This window comes from Actinomadura sp. WMMB 499 (assembly GCF_008824145.1).
Lineage (GTDB): Bacteria > Actinomycetota > Actinomycetes > Streptosporangiales > Streptosporangiaceae > Spirillospora.
The window spans coordinates 8188191-8203642 of the sequence record NZ_CP044407.1 but is presented as its reverse complement, the minus strand read 5'-3'; the positions used below and the strand labels follow the sequence as shown (position 1 = coordinate 8203642).

At 70.1% G+C, this 15452-nt stretch carries 12 protein-coding genes and 1 tRNA gene; 3 read left to right on the top strand and 10 right to left on the bottom strand.

Annotated features, from left to right (window positions below):
- Positions 1-18: 18 nt before the first annotated feature.
- The 4 genes from F7P10_RS37385 to F7P10_RS37370 all read right to left on the bottom strand — a co-directional run bounded on the left by F7P10_RS37385 (position 19) and on the right by F7P10_RS37370 (position 4312).
- Positions 19-1185, bottom strand: coding sequence for a branched-chain amino acid ABC transporter permease (locus F7P10_RS37385; RefSeq protein ID WP_368077437.1), 1167 nt, complete (start codon positions 1183-1185; stop codon positions 19-21).
- On the bottom strand, positions 1182-2147 hold the full coding sequence (locus F7P10_RS37380) for a branched-chain amino acid ABC transporter permease (RefSeq protein ID WP_151016758.1): 966 nt from the start codon (positions 2145-2147) through the stop codon (positions 1182-1184). Before F7P10_RS37380 ends, F7P10_RS37385 begins: the two co-directional genes overlap by 4 nt.
- Positions 2148-2249: 102 nt before the next feature.
- Positions 2250-3407 (bottom strand): branched-chain amino acid ABC transporter substrate-binding protein, encoded by a 1158-nt coding sequence (locus F7P10_RS37375; RefSeq protein WP_254716224.1) that lies wholly within the window; start codon positions 3405-3407, stop codon positions 2250-2252.
- A gap of 302 nt (positions 3408-3709) precedes the next feature.
- Complete coding sequence (locus F7P10_RS37370; RefSeq protein WP_176611804.1) at positions 3710-4312, bottom strand: ANTAR domain-containing response regulator; 603 nt, start codon at positions 4310-4312, stop codon at positions 3710-3712.
- 90 nt (positions 4313-4402) lie between these two features.
- Between F7P10_RS37370 and F7P10_RS37365 the strand changes: the two genes are divergently transcribed.
- Positions 4403-4477: transfer RNA gene (locus tag F7P10_RS37365), tRNA-Leu, on the top strand.
- Positions 4478-4869: 392 nt separating this feature from the next.
- Positions 4870-5076, top strand: a complete 207-nt coding sequence (locus F7P10_RS37360; protein ID WP_176611803.1) for a hypothetical protein — start codon at positions 4870-4872, stop codon at positions 5074-5076.
- A gap of 82 nt (positions 5077-5158) precedes the next feature.
- Here F7P10_RS37360 and pyk read toward each other — a convergent pair whose 3' ends face one another.
- Positions 5159-6589 carry a pyruvate kinase gene (pyk, locus tag F7P10_RS37355; protein WP_151016757.1) on the bottom strand — a complete coding sequence of 477 codons (1431 nt, stop codon included), beginning with the start codon at positions 6587-6589 and terminating at the stop codon, positions 5159-5161.
- Positions 6590-6677: 88 nt separating this feature from the next.
- Positions 6678-7238: a type 1 glutamine amidotransferase domain-containing protein gene (locus tag F7P10_RS37350; RefSeq protein ID WP_151016756.1), complete on the bottom strand. Its 561-nt coding sequence runs from the start codon at positions 7236-7238 to the stop codon at positions 6678-6680.
- Positions 7239-7305: 67 nt separating this feature from the next.
- Between F7P10_RS37350 and F7P10_RS37345 the strand changes: the two genes are divergently transcribed.
- Entirely contained in the window at positions 7306-8010 is a 705-nt protein-coding gene (locus F7P10_RS37345; protein WP_254716223.1) for a DUF6597 domain-containing transcriptional factor, read from the top strand.
- Here the strand turns inward: F7P10_RS37345 and F7P10_RS42910 are convergent.
- From F7P10_RS42910 to gltB, 4 genes are all read right to left on the bottom strand, one after another.
- Positions 8007-8864, bottom strand: coding sequence for a hypothetical protein (locus F7P10_RS42910; protein WP_176611802.1), 858 nt, complete (start codon positions 8862-8864; stop codon positions 8007-8009). The two genes, F7P10_RS37345 and F7P10_RS42910, sit on opposite strands and share 4 nt — an antisense overlap.
- Before the next feature lie 106 nt (positions 8865-8970).
- A complete protein-coding gene (locus F7P10_RS37335) occupies positions 8971-9114 on the bottom strand; it encodes a hypothetical protein (RefSeq protein ID WP_218040245.1) in 144 nt (47 codons plus the stop codon).
- 67 nt (positions 9115-9181) lie between these two features.
- A complete protein-coding gene (locus F7P10_RS37330; RefSeq protein ID WP_151016754.1) occupies positions 9182-10648 on the bottom strand; it encodes a glutamate synthase subunit beta in 1467 nt (488 codons plus the stop codon).
- A gap of 17 nt (positions 10649-10665) precedes the next feature.
- Complete coding sequence (gene gltB / locus F7P10_RS37325) at positions 10666-15228, bottom strand: glutamate synthase large subunit (protein WP_151016753.1); 4563 nt, start codon at positions 15226-15228, stop codon at positions 10666-10668.
- Positions 15229-15452: the final 224 nt, after the last annotated feature.

Here is a 15452-nt window from a genome sequence, read left to right as displayed (position 1 = left end):
CCCGGCCGTCCGACTCGCTCACTTCCGCACCTCCCCGGCGGCGTCGTCCTGCTCCTCGCCGATCTCGGCGCCCATATGGCCCATGCCACCGCCTCCTTCGGCCAACTCCGCCTTCCGCTGCCGGGACGGCCACAACCCCTCCGGCCGGAAGGCCATCATCAGCACCAGGGCCGCGCCGAACAGCAGCATCCGGTAGTCGTCCAGGAACCGGAACCGCTCCGGCAGCCACGCCACCACGAACGCCCCCAGCATCACGCCCGGGAGGTGACCCGAACCGCCCAGCACCACCGCCGCCAGCACCAGCGCCGACACGAGGAACTCGAAGTTGTTCGGAATGATCGACGTCTGTTTCGTCGCGAACACCACGCCGCCGCTGCCGCCGATCGCCGCACCGATCACGAACGCCGCGAGCTTGAACCGGAACGTGGGCACGCCCATCAGCTCGGCCGCGTCCTCGTCCTCCCGGATCGAGGTCCACGCCCGGCCGACCCGCGAGTTCTCCAGCCGCTTCACGAAGATGATCGCCAGGATGATGAAGACCAGCAGCAGGTAGTAGTACGGCCGCGAGTCCAGGAAGCCGTACTTGAGCGGCTGCACCCCGAAGATCTCGAACTCCGACAGCGACGGCGGCCGCGGGATCCCCTGGACCCCGCGCGGCCCGTTCACGAAGTCGCTGTTGTTCGCCGTCCGCTTGATGATCTCACCGAAACCGAGCGTGACGATCGCCAGGTAGTCACCGCGCAACCGCAGCGTCGGCGCACCCAGGATGAGGCCCGATATCCCGGCGAACACGATCGCCAGGACCAGCGTCTCCCAGAAGTTCCAGCCGTAGCGGGTGGAGAAGATCGCGATCGTGTAGCCGCCGACCGCGTAGAAGGCGACGTACCCCAGGTCCAGCAGACCCGCCATGCCGACGACGACGTTCAGGCCGATCGCCAGGAGGATGTAGATGGCGATCTTGTCGGCGAGCATCGCCGGCCAGTCCGCACCGCTCGGCGCCATGAAACTGCCGATGGCCTCGTGCGGCAGCAGCACCGCCGCCACCACCAGCAGCAGGTACACGCCCCACCGCTGCGCCCGCGGGGCGGCCGCCCACCAGGCGCGCAGCGGATCGAGCGAGAACCGGCCCGAACCGCCGCCCGCCTTCTTCGTCAGGTTCACCGGGCTCTTTTTCATCATGTTCATGCGCGCGCCCGCTGGAGAGACTCACCGAGAATGCCGGTTGGACGGAACATCAGAATCAGGATCAGCAGCGTGAACGCCACGACGTCCCGCCACTCGGAACCGAAAATGCTCGAGCCGTACATCTCAAGCAACCCCAGGACGAACCCGCCGACCAGCGCACCGCGGATGTTGCCGATCCCGCCCAGAACCGCCGCCGTGAACGCCTTGATCCCGAGCAGGAAGCCCACGAAGTACTCGGTCTGCTCGAACCGCAGGAAGTACAGGGCGGCCGCCACACCGGCCATCACACCGCCCACCACGAACGTCACCGACACCACCCGGTCGATGTTCACGCCCATCAGCACCGCGGTCTGCGGATCCTGCGCGGTCGAGCGGATGCCCCGCCCGAGCTTCGTCCGGTTCACGAACAGATCCAGCGCCACCATCATCAGCACCGCGCCGACGACGATGATCAACGCCACGTTCGTGACGCGCACCGGCCCCAGCGTGAACACCGTGGTGATCTCGCGGAACTGCTCGGTCACCGGAAGCTTGCCGCCCTCCCTGGAGGTGTCGAAGACGCGATGCACGATCTCCGTCGCGAACAGCTGCTGGATGAAGATCGACGCACCGATCGCGGAGATCAGCGCCGCCAGCCGGGACGCCCCGCGCTTGCGCAGCGGCCTGTAGGCCACCCGCTCCAGGACCAGCGCCCCGCCGCCGGCGACGATCGCCGCCGCCACCGCGGAGACCGCCACCGCGCCGATCAGCGCGATGCCCGTCGCATCGTCCACGCCCAGCATCTGCACCGACCACAACGCGGCGAACGTGCCCGCCATGAAGATGTCGGCATGCGCGAAATTGATCAGCCGGAGCACGCCGTACACCATCGTGTACCCCAGCGCGAGCAGCGCGTAGATGGCGCCCAGCGAGAGCCCGTCGATGGTCGACGGCCAGAATTGGTTGATGAAACTATCGAGCACCTTGGTTGCCCTTTGTGAAAAGGAGCGGGAGCGCTGTAGCGCTCCCGCTCCCGCGCCGTCATGGACCCCTCGGTCAGGGGTCGGTCACAGGACGTTTCCGCTTCAGGAGGCCTGAGCTTCCTCCGCGGTGCCCAGGAGCGGCATCTCGCCGCCCTTGACCTCGTAGATGAAGATGTCCTTGGCCGCCAGCTCACCGTTCTCCGCGAACGCGATCGACTTGCCGACGCCCTCGAACTGCACGCCGGTGAGGAACTCGTTGATGTCCTCCGGCGTCGTCTTGCCGTCCTGGATCGCCTTGATGAAGGCGGTGGCCGCGTCGTAGCCCTCGGACGAGTACACCGCGGGCGGAGCGTTGTACTTCGCCTGGTAGTCGGCCGCGAACTTCTTCGCCGTCTCGTTCGTGGTGCCCTCGGTGTCGACCAGGCAGCCGCAGCTGACCAGCGTCCCCTGCGCGTCCTCCTGGCCGATCCCCTCGATCAGCTGCGGGGCGAACGAACCGTCCCCGGACATCAGCTTGCCCTCGTAGCCGCCCTCGCGGAGCTGCTTGAACAGGTTCCCGGCGTCGGCGTAGTAGCCGCCGAAGTAGACCGCGTCCGGTGCGAACTGCACGATCTTGTTCACCGTGGAGGAGTAGTCCGTCGCCTGCGTGTCGATCGGGTCGGTCTGCACCTCGACCTTGCCCTCGAGGCCCTTCGCGATCGCGTCCGCGAGCCCCTTGCCGTACTCCTGGTTGTCGTGGGTCAGGAAGACCTTCTCGGCCTTCAGCGACCCCGTCAGGAACGTCGCGACACCGGCGCTCTGGACCGTGTCGTCGGCCACCACGCGGTGCCAGAACTTCCAGCCCTGCTCGGCCAGCGTGATGCCCGTCGCCGACGGCGAGATGCTCGGCACCCCGGCCTCTTCCAGGATCGGCCCCACGCTCTGCGACTCACCGGAGAACGCCGGGCCGATCATGCCGACGATGCCGTCGGACTTCACCGCGCCGGTCGCCAGCGTCGTCGCCTGCTCCGGCTTGCCCTGGCTGTCATAGGTCTTGAAGTTGATCTTGACCTCGGGGTTGGTGGCGTTGTACTGCTCGATCGCCAGCTCAGCGCCCTGCTTGGGCGGAATCACCAGACCCGAGTTCTCCCCGGTCAGGTCTCCCATGAACCCGATCGTGATCGAGTCGCCGTCGCCCGAGCCGCCGCCGTCGTCGCCGCACGCCACGGCGCCGAGCGCGAGCACCGCGCTCATGCCCACCGCGCCGGCGACCCTCATCATGTTGCGCCGCAAGGTGCCCAGCCTTTCCATCCGGATCCGGGAAGGGATCGGGTACGAGTCGAGGCCCCGCGCGACACGTCTCCATGGATGGGGAGATATCGGTCACGGGGACCAGGTATGTCGTACACCGAGGACCCGACGCAGATCAGCACCCCCGGACAGAAGGGTTACTCGTTCGTTACTCCCCCGTGCTCATCGGGAATCGCGCGACCAACAGCGACGATTACCGAGAGTCACGAATATGGTCGGTCCGGGACGCGCGCATTGGCCCTTGACAACGCGGGGAACGACGATGACGGGAGTCAGGACCCGCCGGACTCGCCGCCCGCACCGGCGACGACCGCCTCCGCGACGGCCCGCATCGTGAGCCGGCGATCCATGGACGTCTTCTGGATCCACCGGAACGCCTCGGGCTCGGACCACCCGTGCGCCTCCTGCAGCAGCCCCTTCGCGCGGTCCACGACCTTCCGGGTCTCCAGCCGGTCCTGCAACCCCGCGACCTCGGCCTCGAGCGCCCGCATCTCGGTGTACCGGCTGACGGCCATCTCGATGGCGGGCGCCAGGTCCGTCTTCGCGAACGGCTTCACCAGGTAGGCCATCGCCCCCGCCTCGGTGGCCCGCTGGACGAGCTCCCGCTGCGAGAACGCGGTCAGGATGACGACGGGCGCGATCCGCTCGGCCGAAATGCGCTCGGCGGCCGAGATCCCGTCCAGCACCGGCATCTTGACGTCGAGGATCACGAGATCGGGCTTGAGGTCCGACGCGAGCCGGACGGCCGCCTCGCCGTCCCCCGCCTCGCCCACGACCTCGTAGCCGTCCTCCTGCAGCATCTCCTTGAGGTCCAGCCGGATCAGGGCCTCGTCTTCTGCGATCACAACTCGCCGAGCGCTCTCCGTCACGCGCACGAGACTACCGGGACGCGCTACCCTGGTACCCGTCGCCCCTCACCAAGGGATGACAATCGGGACATAAAGGGACAAGTCCCGATCAAATATGCCCCGGTACCCCAATTGGCAGCAGGGAGCGGTCTCAAACACCGTACAGTGTGGGTTCGAGTCCCACCCGGGGCACTTTCAAGCCTGACATCACTCACAGATGCCACTTTCCCAGCCCGGATACTCGCTCGCCGGGCATGGCCTCGCTGGACTCCAGCCCGGCATTTCGCCTTGCATCCAGAACCGCTCGTAGATGCACGACTACGCACGCACAAAGCGGCACGGACGTCCAGATCGAGCACCCGGACAACGAGGCCACTCCGCTTCACACGCAAACGCCACTCCATAGCCTTGTCGAGGCGGCGATCCCCCTGAAACGTCGGCGGTAGCACCATAATTCGGGCTTGCTGTCCCATTTTGGCCAGGTTGACCTGGCTAGCAGGACTTCAATCCCATGCGTTGAATCGCTTGGGACGGCCCGTGGCGGCTGCGGCGCGCGGCCAGTCGGGTCTCGCGGGACCAACCGCGTGCGCCGACGCCTCAATGATGAAGAACGCTGGTACGAGTACCCCCGCTGCTACTTCACCAATGACTCCGTGGACATCCAGCGGATCTTCACGGATGCGCTCGATCGGCTCGGGATCGCGTGGCGGCAGATGAACCGGAAGAACATCTCGGTCGCGCGGCGGGAGGCGGTGGCGCGGATGGACGAGTTCGTGGGGCCGAAGTACTGAGTCGAGGTGGTTGGCCGGAGCGAGTTTCAAATGAGATCGCTCGGTGATGTGCCGGGCGGCCGGCGGCCGCCCGGCGCCCCGCTCAGTGCTGGGTGGTGATGGCGTCGCCGATGATGTGGACGCGCAGGGAGTTGGTCGAGCCCGGCGTGCCGGGCGGGGAGCCCGCGACGACCACGACCCGGTCGCCCTTCTGGGCGCGGCCGAGCTCCAGGAGGGCCTGCTCGACCTGGCCGAACATGGCGTCGGTGTGGTCGACCTGGGGCACGATGAAGGTCTCGACGCCCCAGACGTGCGCGAGGCGGCCGCGGACGGCGGGGACCGAGGTGAAGGCCAGCAGCGGGATGGGCGAGCGGTAGCGCGAGAGGCGCCGGGCCGTCTCGCCGGACATGGTGAAGGCGGCGAGGGCTTCGGCGCCGACGATGGCGCCGACCTCGGCGGCGGCGCGGGCGATGGCGCCGCCGACGGTCTCGGGCATGCGCTCGAGGGTGTGGGTGGCTTGGAGGGCCGCTTCCTCGGCGGTGCAGACGATGCGGCTCATCGTCTGGACGGACTCGATGGGGTACTGCCCGACGCTGGTCTCGCCGGAGAGCATGACGGCGTCCGCGCCTTCGAAGACGGCGTTGGCGACGTCGGAGGTCTCGGCGCGGGTGGGACGGGGCGCGGAGATCATGGATTCGAGCATCTGGGTCGCGACGATGACCGGGCGGGCCTTCTCGCGGCAGAGTTCGATGGCGCGTTTCTGGACGATCGGGACCTGTTCGAGCGGGAGTTCCACGCCGAGGTCGCCGCGGGCGACCATGATGCCGTCGAAGGCGGCGACGATCTCGGGGAGGCGTTCGACGGCCTGGGGCTTCTCGATCTTGCCGATGAGGGGGACGCGGACGCCCTCCTCTTCCATGATCTGGTAGCAGATGTCGGCGTCGGCGGGGGTGCGGACGAAGGAGAGGGCGACGAGGTCGACGCCGAGGCGCAGGGCCCAGCGGAGGTCTTCTTCGTCCTTCTCGGTGAGGGCCGGGACGCTGACGGGGACGCCCGGCAGGTTGAGGCCCTTGTTGTCGGAGACCATGCCGCCGACCGTGACGGTGGTGCGGACGCGGGTGCCGTCGACGTCGGTGACGCGGAGGGCGACGCGGCCGTCGTCGATGAGGACGGTGTCGCCGGGGCCGACGTCGCCGGGAAGGCCCTCGTAGGTCGTGGAGACCTCGCGGCGGGTGCCGGGGACGTCTTCGGTGGTGATGGTGAAGTCGTCGCCGAGGGTGAGCCGGACGGGGCCGTCGGGGAAGCGGCCGATGCGGATCTTGGGGCCCTGGAGGTCCGCGAGGATGCCGACGCCGCGTCCGGTGGCGTCGGCGGCGGCCCTGATCCGCTGGTAGACCTCTTCGTGGGTGGCGTGGTCGCCGTGGCTCATGTTGAGCCGGGCGACATCGATGCCGGCTTCCACGAGGGCGTTGATCTGCTCGGTGCTGGAGCAGGCGGGGCCGATGGTGCTGACTATTTTCGCTCGACGGGTCACGTGCACAACCGTACTTAGTTACTGGTGGGTACGGTTATTTCTGCAGGATGCGGACCCCCAGGGTTCACGCAGTGGTCTAGGTCAAGGTCTAGACCACGGCCTTGAACGCGTCGACGGCCGCCTGGCAGAAGGCCTTGAGGTCGTCGGGCTTGCGGCTGGACACCAGTACGTTGGGTCCGCTTTCGCAGACCTTCACTTCTTCGTCGACCCACGTGGCGCCGGCGTTGCGCAGGTCGGTCCGCAGGCTGGGCCACGAAGTGATCGTACGCCCGCGGACGGCGTCGGCCTCGATGAGCGTCCAGGGGCCGTGGCAGATCACGGCGACGGGCTTGCCCGCGTCGAAGAACGCCTTGGCGAACGCGACGGCCTCCGGCTGCATGCGCAGGAAGTCGGGGTTCGCGACGCCGCCGGGGAGGACGAGCCCCGCGTAGGCGGTGTGGCCGGTGTCGTCGACGGTGGCGTGGACCGGGAATGTGTCGCCCTTGTCGAGGTGGTTGAACGCCTGGATCTCGCCGGACTGCGTCGAGACGAGGCGGGGCGTGCCGCCGGCCTGCTCGACGGCCGTCCAGGGCTCGGTCAGTTCGACCTGTTCGGTGCCTTCGGGGGCGCACAGGAACGCGATGGTCCCGCCTTGCAGGTCGCTCGGCATGATGACCTCCGTTTTGTCGGGTTCTCTGTCGCCCTGCCCGTCGGTGGGGGGTGGTATGCAGGGTGGTGTGAATCCCACGAGATATCTGGAGGTACCGGCGCCGGGTCCGGCGGGGCTGGTGTGCGCGTGGTCGGCGGCGCTGCCGGACGGTGCGGAGCCGTTCGTCCGGCGGGTGGTGCCGGACGGATGCGTCGACCTGATCTGGTGGGACGCGGAGATCATGGTGGCGGGTCCGGACACGGGGCCGATGCCGGCGGTGATGCGGCCGGGCGGTGCGGTGGCGGCGGTGCGGTTCGCTCCGGGTGCGGCGCCGCCGGTGCTGGGTGTGCCGGCGGACGCGGTGCGGGACGCGCGGGTCCCGTTGCGGGAGCTGTGGGGCCGGGACGCGGACCGGCTCGCGGAGGCCGTGGCGTCGGCGGAGCGCCCGGAGGCGCGGCGGGACATGCTGGTGCGCGCCGTCGCGGGGCGTGTCGCGGGGCCGGTGGATCCGCTGGTCCCGGCCGTGGTGTCGGGGCTGGCGCGGGGTTCGGTGCGGGACGTGGCGGACGCGGTGGGGTTGAGCGATCGGCAGCTGCGGCGGCGCTCGCTGGCGGCGTTCGGGTACGGGCCGAAGGTGCTGCAGCGGGTGCTGCGCTTCCAGCGGGGGCTGCGGCTGGTGCGGGCGGGGCGGCCGCCGGCGGAGGCCGCGTACGAGGCGGGCTTCGCCGACCAGGCGCATTTCGCGCACGAGGTGCGGGACCTCGCGGGCGCCCCGCTCCGCGACCTCGTCTAGCGCTCGAGCCTGCCGTGGGCGCGCAGGACGCGGAGCCGTTCGACGGTCTGGAAGCCGCGCCATTCGTGGCGGGTGATGGGGGTCCATACGGGGAAGTCGATGTCCCAGCCGCCGTCGTCGTCCTGGGCGTCGATGAGGGCGTCGAGTTCGGCGTCGATGACGTCGCGGGGGCGGAGGCGCGCGCCGAGGCCGCCGGGGCCGGGCGCGAAGTCGAGGGCGGTGTGGTGGTCGCTCTCCGTGGCGGCGAGGGCGTCGCGGTGCCGGGCGAAGGCGGCTTCGGCGCGGTCGCGGTCGGGGACGTGGTCGAGGAAGGCGAGGACGGCGAGGACGTCGTAGGGGCCGAATTCGAAGCCGGGCCGGTCGAGGCGGCGCCAGCAGAAGTCGGTGGCGGTCCTGAGCCAGGGATGGTCGCTTCCGGCGCGGTGCAGGAGGCCGGCGAGGGCGGCGGTGGGGTTGATCGCGGCGGGCGGGTCGTCGGGGACCTGCCACCAGGGTGCGCGGGGCATGTCGCGGACGGTGGGCAGGGCGAACGGCACCCCGCCTTCGGGTGTGGTGACGGTGGTGAGGTGGTCGGCGATGCGGGCGACGGCGGGGTCGTCGTCGGCTCCGGCCTCGTGGAGGATCTCCAGGGCGTGCTGGGCGGGGACGGGCTGGCTCGCGGGACCGCGCAGGTCGGGTTCGAGGGCGTTGCCGTAGCCGCCGTCGGGGTTCTCGTAGGGGCGGAGCGCGGCGAGGACGGGTTCGGGCGGACCGCCGCGGAAGTGCAGGGCGAACCGGTGGCGGTCCAGGAGGCGGGCGTTGAGGAGCATGAACTCCCAGGCCCGTTCGACGTGTTCCCTGGTCAAGGTCTTCATGGCCCCCACCGTAGGGCGGTGTCCAGGGCAGGTCTTGTAGGAAACGGCCGAGGCTGCCCGTGCGTGCGCGAGGCCCGGGGGTCCCGGACCTCGCGGCAGCGTCCGGTCAGGTAACGCAATCGTTCCAGGACGCGGTGTCGTCGAGCTGGTCGAAGGGCTGGGTGAGGCTGTACCAGCAGCCGGAGTCGTCGCGGAAGACGGCCTCGACGCCGTAGGGGCATCCCCCGATGCCGGCACATGCCTCGGACACCCCCCGTGACGTGCGGGACCCCGGAGCTCGGCTCCGGGGTCCCGCACGCAGGGGGTCGGGCGGGTGGTCAGGCCATGGGCCGGGCCGTGGGCGGGATCGGGTACGGCAGCGGCGACGTGCGTCCGGTGAGGTGCTCGTCGACGCCGTGCGCGGCGGCGCGGCCCTCGGCGATGGCCCACACGATCAGCGACTGGCCGCGGCCCATGTCGCCGGCGGCGTAGACGCCGTCCACGGACGTCTTGTAGTCCTTGTCGCGGACGACGTTGCCGCGCTGGTCCAGCTCGACGCCGAGCTGCTCGAGGAGGCCCTCGCGCTGCGGGCCGAGGAAGCCCATGGCGAGGGTGACCAGCTGCGCGGGGATCTCGCGCTCGGTGCCCTCGATCGGCTTGAAGCCGGTGTCCGGGCCGCCCACCTCGACGATCTTCAGGGCGCGGACGTTGCCGTCCTCGTCCCCGGCGAACTCGGTGGTGGAGACGGCGTAGAGCCGGTCGCCGTCCTGGTCGGCGAGTTCCTCGTGGGCACTCTCCATCTTGAACAGCATCGGGTAGGTCGGCCACGGCTGGGCGTCCGGGCGGGACTCCGGGGGCCGCGGCATGATCTCGAGCTGGGTGACGGACGCCGCGCCCTGCCGGATGGCGGTGCCGATGCAGTCGGCGCCGGTGTCGCCGCCGCCGATGACGACGACGTGCTTGCCCGCGGCGTCGATGGGCGACTCGGTGAGGTCGCCCTCCTGCACCTTGTTGGCGGGCGGCAGGTACTCCATGGCCTGGACGACGCCGCCGAGTTCGCGTCCGGGGACGGGCAGGTCGCGCCAGGCGGTGGCGCCGCCGGCGAGGACGACCGCGTCGTGCCCGGCGCGCAGCTCGTCGGCGGTGAGGTCGACGCCGATGTTGACGGAGGTGCGGAACTCGGTGCCCTCGGCCCGCATCTGGGCGATGCGGCGGTCGACGTGCCGCTTCTCCATCTTGAACTCGGGGATGCCGTAGCGGAGCAGGCCGCCGATGCGGTCGGCGCGCTCGTAGACGGTGACGTCGTGCCCGGCGCGGGTGAGCTGCTGGGCGGCGGCGAGGCCGGCCGGGCCGGAGCCGACGACCGCGACCTTCCGGCCGGTCTTGACGGCGGGCGGCTGCGGGCGCACCCAGCCCTCGGCGAACGCGCGGTCGATGATCTCGACCTCGACCCGCTTGATGGTGACCGGGTCCTGGTTGATGCCGAGGACGCAGGCGCTCTCGCACGGGGCGGGGCAGAGCCTCCCGGTGAACTCCGGGAAGTTGTTGGTGGCGTGGAGCCGCTCGATCGCCTCCTGCCAGTCCTTGCGGTAGACGAGGTCGTTCCACTCGGGGATGAGGTTGCCGAGCGGGCAGCCCTGATGGCAGAACGGGATGCCGCAGTCCATGCAGCGGCTCGCCTGCTTCTCCAGGCGGTCCTTGCCGAAGTCCTCGTAGACCTCGGACCAGCTCTTGATGCGGACGTCGACCGGGCGGCGCTTCGGGAGCTCCCGCGAAACGGTCAGGAAACCCTTCGGGTCGGCCATGTGGGAATCCCCCTCTCTCAGGCCTGGGCGGCGGCCATGACGGCCTCGTCGACGTCGCGTCCCTGCGCCTCGGCCTCGGCCATGGCGGTCAGGACGCGGCGGTAGTCGCGCGGCATGATCTTGGTGAAGCGGGACGCGGTGGCGTCCCAGTCGTCCAGCAGGCGCCGGGCGAGCCGGGAGCCGGTCTCGGTGAGGTGCCGCTCGACGAGCCCGCGGACGAACGCGACGTCCTCGGCGTCCAGGGTCTCGAGGTCGACCATCTCGCCGTTCACCCGCTCGGGTACCAGGTCGAGCACGTAGGCGATGCCGCCGGACATGCCTGCCGCGAGGTTGCGTCCGGTACGGCCGATGATGACGGCGCGGCCGCCGGTCATGTACTCGCAGGCGTGGTCGCCGACGCCCTCGACGACGGCGGTGGCGCCGGAGTTTCGGACGCAGAACCGTTCGCCGACGACGCCGGCGGCGAACAGCTCGCCGGACGTCGCGCCGTACAGGATGACGTTGCCGCCGATGATCTGCTCCGCGGCGGCGAACCCGGCGTCCTCCGGGGGCCGCAGGCTGATCCGTCCGCCGGACAGGCCCTTGCCGACGTAGTCGTTGGCGTCGCCGACGAGCCGGAGGGTGACGCCGCGCGGCACGAACGCGCCGAACGAGTTGCCCGCCGAGCCGGTGAAGGTGACGTCGATGGTGTCGTCGGGGAGGCCGTCACCGCCCCATTTGCGGGTGAGCTCGTGGCCGAGCATGGTGCCGACGGTGCGGTTGACGTTGCGGATCGGCAGGTCGAGGGTGACCTTGTCGCCGTAGGCGAGGGCTCCCTCGGCGAGCTGGATCAGCGTGTTGTCGAGCGCCTTCTCGAGCCCGTGGTCCTGCGTGCCGACGCAGTGCAGCGCGTCCCCGTAGGGGGTGTCGGGCGCGTGCAGGATCGGGGCCAGGTCGAGGCCGGACGCCTTCCAGTGCTCGACGGCGTCGCGGGTGTCGAGCATGTCGACGTGCCCGATGGCCTCGTCCAGCGAGCGGAAGCCGAGCGCGGCGAGGTACTCGCGGACCTCTTCGGCGATGAACTCGAAGAAGTTCACGACGAACTCGGGCTTGCCGGAGAACCGTTCCCGCAGCACGGGGTTCTGGGTGGCGACGCCGACGGGGCAGGTGTCGAGGTGGCAGACCCGCATCATGATGCAGCCGGACACGACGAGCGGCGCGGTCGCGAAGCCGTACTCCTCGGCGCCGAGGAGCGCGGCGACGACGACGTCGCGGCCGGTCTTCATCTGCCCGTCGGTCTGCACGACGATGCGGTCGCGCAGCCCGTTGAGCAGCAGCGTCTGCTGGGTCTCGGCGAGGCCCAGCTCCCAGGGCGTCCCGGCGTGCTTGAGGGACGTCAGCGGGGACGCGCCGGTGCCGCCGTCGTGCCCGGAGATCAGGACGACGTCGGCGTGCGCCTTCGACACCCCGGCCGCGACCGTGCCGACGCCCATCTCGGCGACGAGCTTGACGTGCACGCGCGCGGACGGGTTGGCGTTCTTCAGGTCGTGGATGAGCTGGGCGAGGTCCTCGATCGAGTAGATGTCGTGGTGCGGCGGCGGCGAGATGAGGCCGACGCCGGGCGTGGAGTGCCGGGTCTTGGCGATCCACGGGTACACCTTGTGGCCGGGCAGCTGCCCGCCCTCGCCGGGCTTGGCGCCCTGCGCCATCTTGATCTGGATGTCGTCGGCATTGGTGAGGTACTCGGAGGTGACGCCGAACCGGCCGGACGCGACCTGCTTGATGGCGCTGCGCCGCAGGTCGCCGTTCTCGTCCGGGGTGAAGCGGTTCGGGTCCTCGCCGCCCTCGCCGGTGTTGGACTTGCCGCCGAGGCGGTTCATCGCGATCGCGAGGGTCTCGTGGGCCTCGGCGGAGATGGAGCCGTAGGACATCGCGCCGGTGGAGAACCGCTTGACGATCTCCGACGCGGGCTCGACCTCCTCGATCGGCACCGGCGGGCGGGCGCCCTCCTTGAGCTGGAACAGGCCGCGCAGCGTCATCAGCTTCTCGGCCTGCGAGTCGACCTTGGAGGTGTACTCCTTGAAGATCTCGTAGCGGCGGGTGCGGGTGGCGTGCTGCAGCTTGAACACCGTGTCCGGGCTGAACAGGTGCGGCTCGCCCTCGCGGCGCCACTGGTACTCGCCGCCGACCTCCAGGGTGCGGTGCGCGAGGTCGTTGCCGCCGGCCGGGTGGGCGCGGCGGTGCCGCTCGGCGACCTCGCGGGCCAGCACGTCGAAGCCGACGCCGCCGAGCCGGGAGATGGTGCCGGTGAAGCAGCGGTCGACGACCTCGGCGCCGAGCCCGACCGCCTCGAAGATCTGCGCGCCGGTGTAGGACGCGACCGTGGACACGCCCATCTTCGACATGACCTTCAGGACGCCCTTGCCGTACGCCTTGACGAGGTTGCGGACGGCCTTGCTCTCGTCGAGCCCGTCGCTCTCGATGACGCCGGAGCGGACGAGGTCCTCGACGGTCTCGATCGCGAGGTAGGGGTTGATCGCGGACGCGCCGTAGCCGACGAGCAGCGCCATGTGGTGGCACTCGCGGGCCTCACCGGTCTCGATCACCAGGCCGACCCGCGTCCGGGTCTTCTCCCGGATCAGGTGGTGGTGGACCGAGCCGGTGAGCAGCAGCGCGGGGATCGCGGCGCGGGCGGAGTCGGCGCCGCGGTCGGACAGCACGATCATCCGCGCGCCGGCGGCGATGGCGCGGGACACCTCGCCGTTGATCTCCTCCAGGCGCGTCTGCAGGGCCTCTCCCCCGCCGGCGACCTCGTAGAGACCGTGGACGACGTGGGCCTGCAGGTGCGGCAGGGACCCCTCGTCGTCGATGTGGATGATCTTGGAGAGTTCGTCGTTGTCCAGGATCGGGGTGGGCAGCACCAGCCGGCGGCACGAGTCCGGGCCGGGCTCGAGCAGGTTGCCCTCGGGGCCGAGGGTGGACTGCAGGGAGGTGACGAGCTCCTCCCGGATGGCGTCCAGCGGCGGGTTGGTGACCTGCGCGAACTGCTGCTTGAAGTAGTCGAACAGCAGGCGCGGCCGCTCCGAGAGCACCGCGATGGGGGTGTCGGTGCCCATCGAGCCGATCGGCTCCGCGCCCGTCTTCGCCATCGGGCTGAGGATGATCCGCTGCTCTTCGAGGGTGTAGCCGAAGGTCTGCTGCCGCTTGACGAGCGTGTCGTGCGTCGGGATCTCCCGCGCGCGGTGCGGGAGCTCCTCGAACCGGACGAGCCCCTCGTGCAGCCACTGCGCGTAGGGGTGCTCGGCGGCCAGTTCCGCCTTGACCTCGTCGTCCTCGACGATCCGCCCGGCGGCGGTGTCCACCAGGAAGATCTTGCCGGGCTGCAGGCGGCCCTTGCGGACGACCTTGCTCGCGGGGATGTCGAGGACGCCGGCCTCGCTGGCGAGGACGACGAGCCCGTCGTCGGTCACCCAGTAGCGGCCGGGGCGCAGGCCGTTGCGGTCCAGGACGGCGCCGACGACGGTGCCGTCGGTGAAGCTGACGCTCGCGGGGCCGTCCCAGGCCTCCATGAGCGTGGAGTGGAACTCGTAGAAGGCCCGGCGGTCCGGGTCCATCTCGGTGTGGTTCTCCCACGCCTCCGGGATCATCATCAGGACGGCGTGCGGCAGCGACCGGCCGCCGAGGTGCAGCAGCTCCAGGCACTCGTCGAACGACGCGGTGTCGGACGCCTCGATGTCGATCACCGGGTAGATGCGGGACAGGTCGCCGGGGAGCAGGTCGGACTTCAGCAGCGCCTCGCGGGCCCGCATCCAGTTCCGGTTCCCCTTGACCGTGTTGATCTCGCCGTTGTGGGCGATGAACCGGAACGGGTGCGCCAGCTCCCACGCCGGGAACGTGTTGGTGGAGAACCGCGAGTGCACGAGCGCGATCGCGCTGGTGAACCGGCGGTCCGACAGGTCGGGGAAGAACGGCTCCAGCTGCGGGGTCGTCAGCATCCCCTTGTAGACGATCGTCCGGCTCGACAGGCTCGGGAAGTAGACGGCGACGTCCTGCTCGGCACGCTCGCGCATGCAGAACACGACGCGGTCCAGCTCCAGCCCCGTCTTCCCCGCGTGCGGGCCGCCCTCGGCGGCCTGCAGGAACAGCTGCGCGAAGTGCGGCATCGCGCGGCGGGCGGCGGGCCCGGCGAACTCGGGGACGGTCGGCAGCTCGCGCCAGCCGAGGACGGTCAGGCCCTCCTCGACGCACAGCGTCTCCACGTGGGCGATCACGGCGGCGCGCTCGTCCGCGTCGACCGGCAGGAACGCGATGCCGGCGGCGTAGGCGCCCGGCTCGGGCAGCGCGAAGCCGGCCGTCTCGCGGAAGAAGGCGTCCGGGATCTGCAGCATGATGCCGACGCCGTCGCCGTCGTCCGGCTCCGCGCCCACGGCGCCGCGGTGGTCGAGGTTCTTCAGGACGGTCAGGGCGTTCTGAACGATGTCGTGGCTTCCGCGGCCGTGCAGATCCGCCACCATTCCGACACCACAGGCGTCGTGCTCGTTGGCGGGATCGTAGAGACCCTGGTGGCGGGGGCGGCCCGGTGTGAGGGCAGCAGTAGCCATCAACCCTCCCGTCGTCGTCGTGTCACTGCTTCTAAGGTCAGTGCAAGCCGGGACGACGTTGGCCCTGCTGCGGTGAGATGACATTACATCACTGCCGGGATCATGCCCGACTGTGGCGGATCGCGAAACTTCTCAGCCCGGATCGGCACATGTCATTTCAAGTGGTTTAGACCAGGTTACCGGCTACGACCGGGCACGACGCTCCGTGCGGGCTGGTGAGGATC